We start from the raw sequence: 576 nt of genomic DNA, 5'->3' as shown, positions 1-576 counted from the left end.
CTCGCCGACCACGCCAGGTTTATTCGCCCGGAAAATCCCGGCTTTCTCGCGACCAATGCTTTCGCGATCCGGCCCCAGCCAGTCGGTATGATCCAGCGCAATGCTGGTCACGACGGCCACATCCGCATCCACCATGTTGGTGGCATCAAGACGCCCGCCGAGGCCGACTTCCAGAATCACCACGTCCAGCTGCGCCTGCTTAAACAACCACAGTGCCGACAGGGTACCGTATTCAAAATAGGTTAATGAAATTTCACCGCGCGCGGCTTCAATTTCCGCGAAAGAGGCAGTATGCGCTGATTCCGGCAGCTCGCGGTTTTGCACACGCACCCGCTCGGTATACCGCACTAGGTGTGGAGAGCTGTAAACGCCAACCTTATAGCCTGCTGCCATCAGGACAGATTCCAGCGTGCGGCACGTCGTGCCTTTACCGTTCGTTCCGGCAACGGTGAACACAAACGGCGCTGGTTTCAGTACGTCGAGACGCGCGGCAACCTGGCTTACGCGCTCAAGCCCCATATCGATGGTTTTACTGTGCAGGTTTTCCAGATAAGAAAGCCACGCGGCCAGGGGCGA

At 58.0% G+C, this 576-nt stretch carries 1 protein-coding gene; it reads right to left on the bottom strand.

Going from position 1 to position 576, the window contains the following annotated elements; translation table 11 throughout:
* On the bottom strand, window positions 1-576 hold a 576-nt coding region (gene folC, locus AC0DBE_RS21555), incomplete at both ends, for a bifunctional tetrahydrofolate synthase/dihydrofolate synthase (protein ID WP_472963724.1).

It is taken from the genome of Bacillus sp. VA15 (assembly GCF_055721145.1).
The sequence above is the reverse complement of the archived record's forward strand: the minus strand, read 5'-3'. Positions and strand labels throughout refer to the sequence as shown.